A 7,592-nucleotide genomic window follows, 5' to 3' on the forward strand; every position below is an offset into this window, starting at 1 on the left:
GATATATACCTCCGGCAGAAGCTGAGGCAAACTACTACCGGCAACTCGCCAGTCAAGCCTCCACGGTGGAGGCATGACTTAAACCAAACAGCCTCCATGAAACCCGGGGCGATTCACACTCAGCTCGCTGCCAGGTGCTGCGCGGCATTCACTACACTGAGTCATTGTTGTAAAGGATCCCTCGCCCCGATGGAAATTTTTGTGCTCCTGCTGATGGTGGCAGCCTTCGCCGCCTACCAGCTCAAATCGAAAACTCAGAAAAAACGCATCACGCTGCTGGCCAGCCATCTGGGCCGCTACCAGGTCGAAAAGCTGATGGAAAGCCTGACCGAGGGGTACTTGCGCGCGCTGGGTGAAAAAGACGCGGAACGCCAGGTGCAGATATGGAACATGCTGGCGGTCTCTGAAGAACAACTGGTGGATCAGTTCCGGCGTTTCGCTGCGGATTTTTCAGCCGTGGATGTGGCGGATGCCCGCGTCAGCAAGCTGCCGGTGTTTCTGCCCGAGACCGACCGGTTTTTCCCTGACAACACTTTTGACATGCGCAAAATGCTCGCCGTCCACGCCGAGGGCATCGCCCGTGCTGTCAATAACGAGAAGGGCCGCCAGGCACGCGACAAGGCCTACACCTTGTCGGCCGAGCTGTTTTTGATGCAGCACAGCTGCCACTGGTATTGCCGCTCCAAAGCCATCGCCTCCGCGCGCATGCTGGCACGTCACCAGACGCCTTATCAGCAGCTGCTGGCGTCGGTGGACCCGCAGACTCGTGAGGCCTACCTGGCGGTGATAGGCCGGTGACCGGTCGGCTGCACTGCGCGGCCTGCCTGCGCCCGCAAAGCAGCTGCATCTGCCGCTGGATCACGCCGGTGGCCTACCGGGTCGAGGTGCTCATCTTGCAGCATCCGCTGGAAGCGGACAACCCCAAGGGCACAGCCCGATTGCTGCATCTGAGCCTGCCTTCCAGCCGGTTGATCGCCGGAGAGGTGTTTGCTGCGCAAGAGTGGCAGCCGCCCGGCAACACGCGGCACAACCTGCTGCTCTATCCTGACCTGCCGTCGGACCGCAGCGCCGGCCTGCCGCTGCCGCCTGAGCCGGCGCCCGAGCTGCTGCAGGACCCGTCGGGGCTGCGGCTGATCGTGCTCGACGGCACCTGGCGCAAAAGTCGCAAGCTGCTTTACCTCAACCCGTCGCTCCAGCGCCTGCCCCGGCTGGCGCTGCGAGATGTACAGCCATCCAACTACCGGCTACGCCGCGCTCGCCAGCCGGACCAGTTGTCCACGCTTGAAGCGGTGTGCGCCGCGCTGGCGCAAGTCGAAGGCGACGAGGGGCAGTTCCAGCCTCTGCTGAATGCGTTTGACGGTTTTGTGGCGCAGCAGATGGCTTTCTTGGGCAGGGCCGCAGCGGCATGAGCAGAGTGCTATTAAAAATATAGCTAATTACCTTTGATTGACGGGGGCTGTAGCCTGTTTTGATGCATGGTCTCGCCGGGCAACGGTGCCAGAGGACGGTGCCGGAGCCTAGCAGGGCGCTTGGTGGAAACCCCTTGGGCAGGCCTGATAATTGGCGGCTGCGCCCGGTGTGGGCTGCTTCTTTCCGGACTGACTGCGTGAACTTTCCCCTCATCACCGACCCATTTTTCTACACTTTCGCCATCCCGGCCGTCCTTCTGATGGGCATCAGCAAAAGCGGCTTCGGTGCTGGCTTCGGGTCGCTGGCCGTGCCCATGATGGCGCTGGCGGTCACGGTGCCGCAGGCAGCGGCCATCCTGATGCCCATCCTGCTGCTGATCGACATCCTGGGCATGGCGGCCTTCCGCAAGGATTTCGACATGCGGCTGGTGAAGTTTCTCCTGCCCTTTGGCCTGCTGGGCACGCTGGTTGGCACGCTGCTGTTCAGCATCATGCAGCCCAAGGTCGTGGCCGGCATCGTCGGCGTTTTCACGCTGCTGTTCCTGGCGCAGCGCCTGGCCTTTCCGCCCAAGCCCGACAGCCCGCCGCCGCCGCGCTGGCTCGGTGCGCTGCTGGGGGTGACCTCCGGCTTCACCAGCTTCATCTCCCACGCCGGCGGGCCGCCCCTGAGCGCCTACGTGATTCCGCTGAGGCTGTCGCCGGTGACCTTCACCGCCACCATGGCGTTTTTCTTTTTTGTCATCAACCTGTCCAAGTGGATCCCCTATGCCTGGCTGGGCTTGCTGGACATGCGCAACATGGCGACCTCGCTGGTGCTGCTGCCGCTGGCGCCGCTGGGCGTCTGGATCGGAGTGCGCCTGGCCAGGCGGATCGATCCGGTGCTGTTCTACCGGATTCTTTACGTCGGCATGTTTCTCACCGGCATCAAACTGCTCTGGGACGCTTTTCGCTAGCGGGTTGAGAGCCAGCATTAGGGGAAAACCGGTAAAAACCGCACAGGGTCTCGCCTGCTTTTGGGTGAAAATCTCTGCATGAGAACAAATGCTTACGTGTCGAGGCCAGCGACTGCCAAGGTCGCCGTTCTCGTCATGTCTTTGTTTGCGATGGCGCCTGCATGACCACCGTGGTGTTTGCCGACTTGGTGGGCAGTACCAGCATGTTCGAACGGCTCGGGGACGAAACCGCCTCGCGATTCGTCACGCAACTGGTGGGCGCGCTGAGCCAGGTTTTCGAGCAGCACAGTGGCCGTGTCGTCAAGTTGCTGGGCGACGGCCTGTTTGTGGTGTTTCCGCAGGAGGGTGATGCGTTGGCCGCCTGCATCAGCATCCAGAAACGTTTTCTTGAAAAGCCCATACGCCCCGGCGGCAGTGGCGCGCCGGTGCAGATGCAGATGGGCATCGAGTCGGGCGAGGTGGCGGAAATCGACGGTGACTGTTTTGGCGACACCGTCAATTCGGCGGCCCGACTGGCCGACCTGGCCGGTGCGGCGCAGATCCTCACCACGCAAAACGTCTGGTTGGCGCTGGGGCCGCTGCAGCAGGCCAGTCTGCGCAGCCTCGGGCCCATGCATTTGCGCGGCCGCGCCGAAGCCAGCCATGTCTACCGCGTGGAGTGGCAGGCCGGGCGAGACGAGGACGCCACCATGATGGGCCGATCCCTGGCTGACAGTGCGTCGTCCCAGGTGCTGTCGCTGGTGGCCGGCGAGCAAACGCTACAAATCGACGCCCGCAGCCTGGGCCTTTCCATCGGGCGCGGCGCTGGCGCCACCCTCACGCTGAATGACCCGCGCGTGTCGCGCATGCACGCCACGCTGGAGTGGCGCGGTGGGCAATTTGTCCTCAGTGATGCCTCAAGTTACGGCACCTGGGTGTATTTCGGCAACCAGAGCGACGCCGTGGTGCTGCGCCGCACCGAGTGTTATCTGGTCGGCAGCGGGCAAATCAGCGCCGGTTGTGAGCGCAGGGAAGGCAGTCCATTGATCAACTTTTCCATCAGCAGTTAAGACTTTTTCTGCGGGGCTTGCAGGCTAGAATCAATTTTGTTTCCAGACGTATCCAGCGTACCGCATCTAACCATGAGCCTGAACAAGCTTGGCCGTTACGACATCATCCGCGTGCTGGGCAAGGGCGCGATGGGACTGGTGTATGAGGCGCGGGATCCGAACCTGAACCGCCGCGTAGCGATCAAGACCATCAAGGTCGAGAATCTGTCGGAGGAAGCCGCAGCCGAGTACGAAGCGCGCTTCAAGACCGAGGCGCATTCGGCGGCGCGCCTGCAGCATCCCAACATCGTCAGCGTCTACGACTCCGACCGTCATGGCGACATGGCTTATCTGGTGATGGAGTTCATCCAGGGCGAGGACTTGAAGCACCATCTCAACAGCGGCAAGCGGTATTCGCTGGCGCAGTCGCTGGCCATGATGCGCGAGTTGCTGTCGGCGCTGGAGTACGCGCACCGCCAGGCCATCGTGCACCGCGACGTCAAGCCGGCCAACCTGCTGATCGAGGCCGACGGGCGGGTCAAGCTGACCGACTTTGGCGTGGCCCGCATCCAGGATTCCGGCGAAGCCACGCGCACCCAGGGGTCCATGGTCGGCACGCTCAAATACATGTCACCCGAGCAGGTGCAGGGCCAGCCGATCGACGCCAGGGCCGACCTGTTTGCCGTGGGCATCGTGCTCTACCAGTTGTTGACGGGCATGCGCCCCTTTGATGGTGACACCGATTTCGCCATCATTCAGCAGATCGTCAACCACACGCCGGCCGCGCCCAGCACAACCAACCCCCTGCTGCCAGCCGCCATCGACGCGGTGCTGGATCGGGCACTGGCCAAAAAGCGCGACCAGCGGTTTGGCACTGCGCAGGAGTTTGCCCAGGCGCTGCAGGATGCGATGGGCCAGGCGTCCGATCCGACGGTGGTTCCGCCGGCCAGCCAGCCAGGCCGGCGCGCCGGCAATGCCACGGATACCGGCCTGCAGCGTTCGCGCGCCGGCGGCTCGACGGTCCGGCTAGGGTCGGGCACCGACACCGGCTCGACCGTGACCCAGGAGCTGGAGCTGGTTTACTGGAAGGACATCAAGGACTCCGAGGACATCGAGGACCTGGCGGGTTTTCTTGAACGTTTCCCCTTGGGGATTTATGCGGACCTGGCGCGCCGCCGACTCAAGAAGCTGGGCGGCAACGTTGCCGAAGACGCGGCGAGCGGCACCGGGACCGCCTCGATCACCGTGGCCGCGCCGGCAGAGGACAGGGGAGAGTGGACCCGTCTGCAGGAGCTCGTTGCCCCGGCTGCAGAAGTGCCTGCTGTCGCACCTGGGTCGGCTGCGGCTCCCGTTGCCGCTACCTCGGCTGTAGTCAACGGTCCCAACGGAATGGGAACGGGAGGTGGGGCTGCGGATGCTCCGGCCACCGGGGCAGGATCGGCCGGGAAGCCGCCAGTGCGGCAATGGTTACTGTCTGTGGCGACAGCCTGCGGTGTGGCCCTGCTGATCGTGATGGCCATGGTGTTCCGCGGAGGGTCCGCCTCGCCTGCGCCCGCGGCTGAAGGAGCACCCGCCGGGTCTGTGTTGCCTGCCACCGCTGCCGGCACCGCGCCTGATGCCAAGCCCAAGCCGGGGGCAGTCGCACGGCCGGGCCCAGCGGTGGCGGAGGTCCCTGTAGCGGGAGCCGGGGGGAAACGTGTGTTGCCTGCGCCACCTGTGGCACCTGCAACACCTGTGGCAGCAGTCAAGGTAGCACCACCCAAGGCTGCGCCTGTGAAACCGGCACCAGAAACGGCGGCAACGCCTGAACCTGCTGCTGTTTCCCAGGCCTCCAGTCCGAACCAGTCTTGCGAGAACCGCATACTGCTGTCATTTCAGTCATGCATGAACGAACAGTGTGCCAAGCCCGCGTTTGCCAGGCATCCCATCTGCGTGGAGCGGCGCGCGGTCGAAAACCGTCGGCGCGAAGCGCAGCAAATACAGGAGATGCGGGGTTTTTGAGCGGGTTGCGGGTGCCTTTGCGAATAGCCCGTTTTGAATCTGCTATAAAAAACGGAGCTGCTTGCGACCGTGGCGTATGGGCCGATAGCCATTTTTATCAGCAAAAATAGCGCTGAAGGCCACAAGAGCCGACAGGCGGGCGCGCTGCTCGGTGGGTGTCCGGGGCGGCTGCCGTTACCATAGCGCTCAAACATCGGGAGATATCCATGCCTGTGGTTGTGATTGCCAATCCCAAGGGTGGCGTCGGTAAAACGACGCTGGCCACCAATGTTGCGGGGTATTTCGCCAGTCAGGGCCATGCGGTCATGCTCGGCGATGCGGACCGCCAGCAGTCGTCGCGGCTGTGGCTGGGGCTGCGCCCGGCGGCCGCCCGGCCCATCGCCACCTGGGATGTCAATGCGGACCTGATCGTCAAGCCGCCCAAGGGCACGACCCATGTGGTGCTCGACACGCCCGGTGGCCTGCATGGCTGGCGCTTCAATGACGTGATCAAGCTGGCAGACAAGGTCATCGTGCCCTTGCAGCCCAGCATCTTCGACATCTTCGCCACGCGGGCTTTTCTGGACCAGCTCGCCGAACACCGCAGCGCCGGCAAGGTGCAGGTCGGCATCGTTGGCATGCGGGTGGATTCGCGCACGATTGCTGCCGACAAGCTGCGCAGTTTTGTCGAAGGCCTGGGTCTGCCGGTGCTTGGTTATGTGCGCGATACGCAGAACTACATCCATCTGGCGGCGCGCGGCCTGACGCTGTTCGACGTGGCGCCCAGCCGCCTCGAAAAGGACCTGGAGCAATGGGCCGGCATCTGCCGCTGGCTGGAGCAGTGAGTTGATGTCACTGGCTGGACAAGCCGGTGCGTGCAGCGGCCTTACAGTGGACGCATGAAAACTTTCCAGACCCTTTCCGAATTGGCGGCCTGTGTTGGCCAGGAAGTCGCCGTCAGCGACTGGCTCACCATCACCCAAGCCCAGGTCAATCTGTTCGCCGAGGCCACCGGCGACCATCAGTGGATCCATGTCGATCCCGAAAAAGCCAAAGTCGGGCCGTTTGGCGCGCCGATTGCCCATGGCTTCCTGACCCTGTCCCTGCTGCCGAAGTTTTTCGAATCCTCGTTCGAGATCGTGCAAAGCCGCATGGGCGTTAACTACGGCCTGAACAAGGTGCGTTTTACCTCGCCGGTGCCGGTCGGCAGCCGCCTGCGCGCGCGTATGAAACTGCTGGCCTGCGAACAGATTCCCGACGAGGGGGTGCAGATGACCTGGGAAGTCCTGGTGGAACGCGAAGGTTCAGCCAAGCCGGTATGTGTGGCCGAGTCGCTGGTCCGCCGCTATCCGTGAGAGCGGCGTATCAGATCGCCTGCAGCTGACGCGACGGCACCCAGCCTGCAAAGGCATCGAGCAAATTATTGATGCGAAGGGTGGCTTCGGCCTGGTTGTGCGCCCGGGCGACGCACTGGTGCAGGTCGCTGCGCAACAGCCACAGTTCCGCAGGTGTGGCCGCCACATTGATGCGGTAGATGACGCGTTGGGTGCTCATGTCCTTGCAGTCGGCCACAGCCTGGTACATCCGCTGGCGGATCTGTTCCAGCGTCAGGGGTGCGGAGTGCGCAGGCTGCCGCGCGGCAAAAATGGAGATAACCATGGTCGGGAGGAATGCTCGGCCGGTCATAGGGACCAGCGAGGTGTTGCAGGAGCCTGGCGCCGGTGCTCGACACGCAAGTTGTATAGACAGCAATTCTAGGGTTTTCACCTATTTTTCGTAAATCGCCGACCTTAAATCCCCTTGCAAAAATGCCAATATTGCCCGGATAAAGGTAAAAACTCGCCGGCATGGGCGTGTGCGCGGCGCCGGACAGGGCGAGCCTTACCTTTTGTCGCGCATGCCGGTTGCGCAGCATCCGGCATGCGGCATCCTGGTGCAGGTGCTGCGAGACTGGGCGTCGAGAATGCTTACAGCCGGACGCCGAAGCCGTTTTGCCGCCACGCTTCGAACACGGTCACGGCCACGGCGTTCGATAAATTCAGGCTGCGTTGCCCTTCCCGCATGGGCAGCTTCAGGCGCTGCGAGGGCGCAAAAGTCCCGCGCAGTTCCGGGGCCAATCCGCGTGTTTCCGAGCCAAACACCAGCCAGTCGCCCGGTGCAAACGCCGTGTCATGCACGCGGCGGGTGCCATGAGTGGTCAGCGCAAACAGGCGCAGCGGATC

The 7,592-nt window shown here is 63.2% G+C and carries 9 protein-coding genes; 7 read left to right on the forward strand and 2 right to left on the reverse strand.

The window, feature by feature from the left end; genetic code table 11:
* Nucleotides 1-189: 189 nt before the first annotated feature.
* The 7 genes from H0W47_RS05925 to H0W47_RS05955 all read left to right on the forward strand — a co-directional run bounded on the left by H0W47_RS05925 (nucleotide 190) and on the right by H0W47_RS05955 (nucleotide 6,725).
* Nucleotides 190-798: a hypothetical protein gene (locus H0W47_RS05925; RefSeq protein WP_296921830.1), complete on the forward strand. Its 609-nt coding sequence runs from the start codon at nucleotides 190-192 to the stop codon at nucleotides 796-798.
* Complete coding sequence (locus tag H0W47_RS05930) at nucleotides 795-1,409, forward strand: tRNA-uridine aminocarboxypropyltransferase (protein ID WP_296921832.1); 615 nt, start codon at nucleotides 795-797, stop codon at nucleotides 1,407-1,409. Before H0W47_RS05925 ends, H0W47_RS05930 begins: the two co-directional genes overlap by 4 nt.
* Before the next feature lie 197 nt (nucleotides 1,410-1,606).
* A complete protein-coding gene (locus H0W47_RS05935) occupies nucleotides 1,607-2,362 on the forward strand; it encodes a sulfite exporter TauE/SafE family protein (protein ID WP_296921834.1) in 756 nt (251 codons plus the stop codon).
* Between the two features lie 161 nt (nucleotides 2,363-2,523).
* Nucleotides 2,524-3,411 carry an adenylate/guanylate cyclase domain-containing protein gene (locus tag H0W47_RS05940; RefSeq protein ID WP_296921836.1) on the forward strand — a complete coding sequence of 296 codons (888 nt, stop codon included), beginning with the start codon at nucleotides 2,524-2,526 and terminating at the stop codon, nucleotides 3,409-3,411.
* A 72-nt stretch (nucleotides 3,412-3,483) separates the two neighbouring features.
* Nucleotides 3,484-5,391 carry a serine/threonine-protein kinase gene (locus H0W47_RS05945; protein ID WP_296921838.1) on the forward strand — a complete coding sequence of 636 codons (1,908 nt, stop codon included), beginning with the start codon at nucleotides 3,484-3,486 and terminating at the stop codon, nucleotides 5,389-5,391.
* A 206-nt stretch (nucleotides 5,392-5,597) separates the two neighbouring features.
* Nucleotides 5,598-6,215, forward strand: coding sequence for a ParA family protein (locus H0W47_RS05950; RefSeq protein ID WP_296921840.1), 618 nt, complete (start codon nucleotides 5,598-5,600; stop codon nucleotides 6,213-6,215).
* A gap of 54 nt (nucleotides 6,216-6,269) precedes the next feature.
* Entirely contained in the window at nucleotides 6,270-6,725 is a 456-nt protein-coding gene (locus H0W47_RS05955) for a MaoC family dehydratase (RefSeq protein ID WP_296921842.1), read from the forward strand.
* Between the two features lie 10 nt (nucleotides 6,726-6,735).
* Here H0W47_RS05955 and H0W47_RS05960 read toward each other — a convergent pair whose 3' ends face one another.
* Nucleotides 6,736-7,029 carry a hypothetical protein gene (locus H0W47_RS05960; RefSeq protein WP_296921844.1) on the reverse strand — a complete coding sequence of 98 codons (294 nt, stop codon included), beginning with the start codon at nucleotides 7,027-7,029 and terminating at the stop codon, nucleotides 6,736-6,738.
* 308 nt (nucleotides 7,030-7,337) lie between these two features.
* Nucleotides 7,338-7,592: tRNA (cytidine(34)-2'-O)-methyltransferase (locus H0W47_RS05965; protein ID WP_296921846.1), on the reverse strand; the 255-nt coding region annotated here is incomplete at its 5' end.

It is taken from the genome of Polaromonas sp. (assembly GCF_013817205.1).
Lineage (GTDB): Bacteria > Pseudomonadota > Gammaproteobacteria > Burkholderiales > Burkholderiaceae_C > Polaromonas.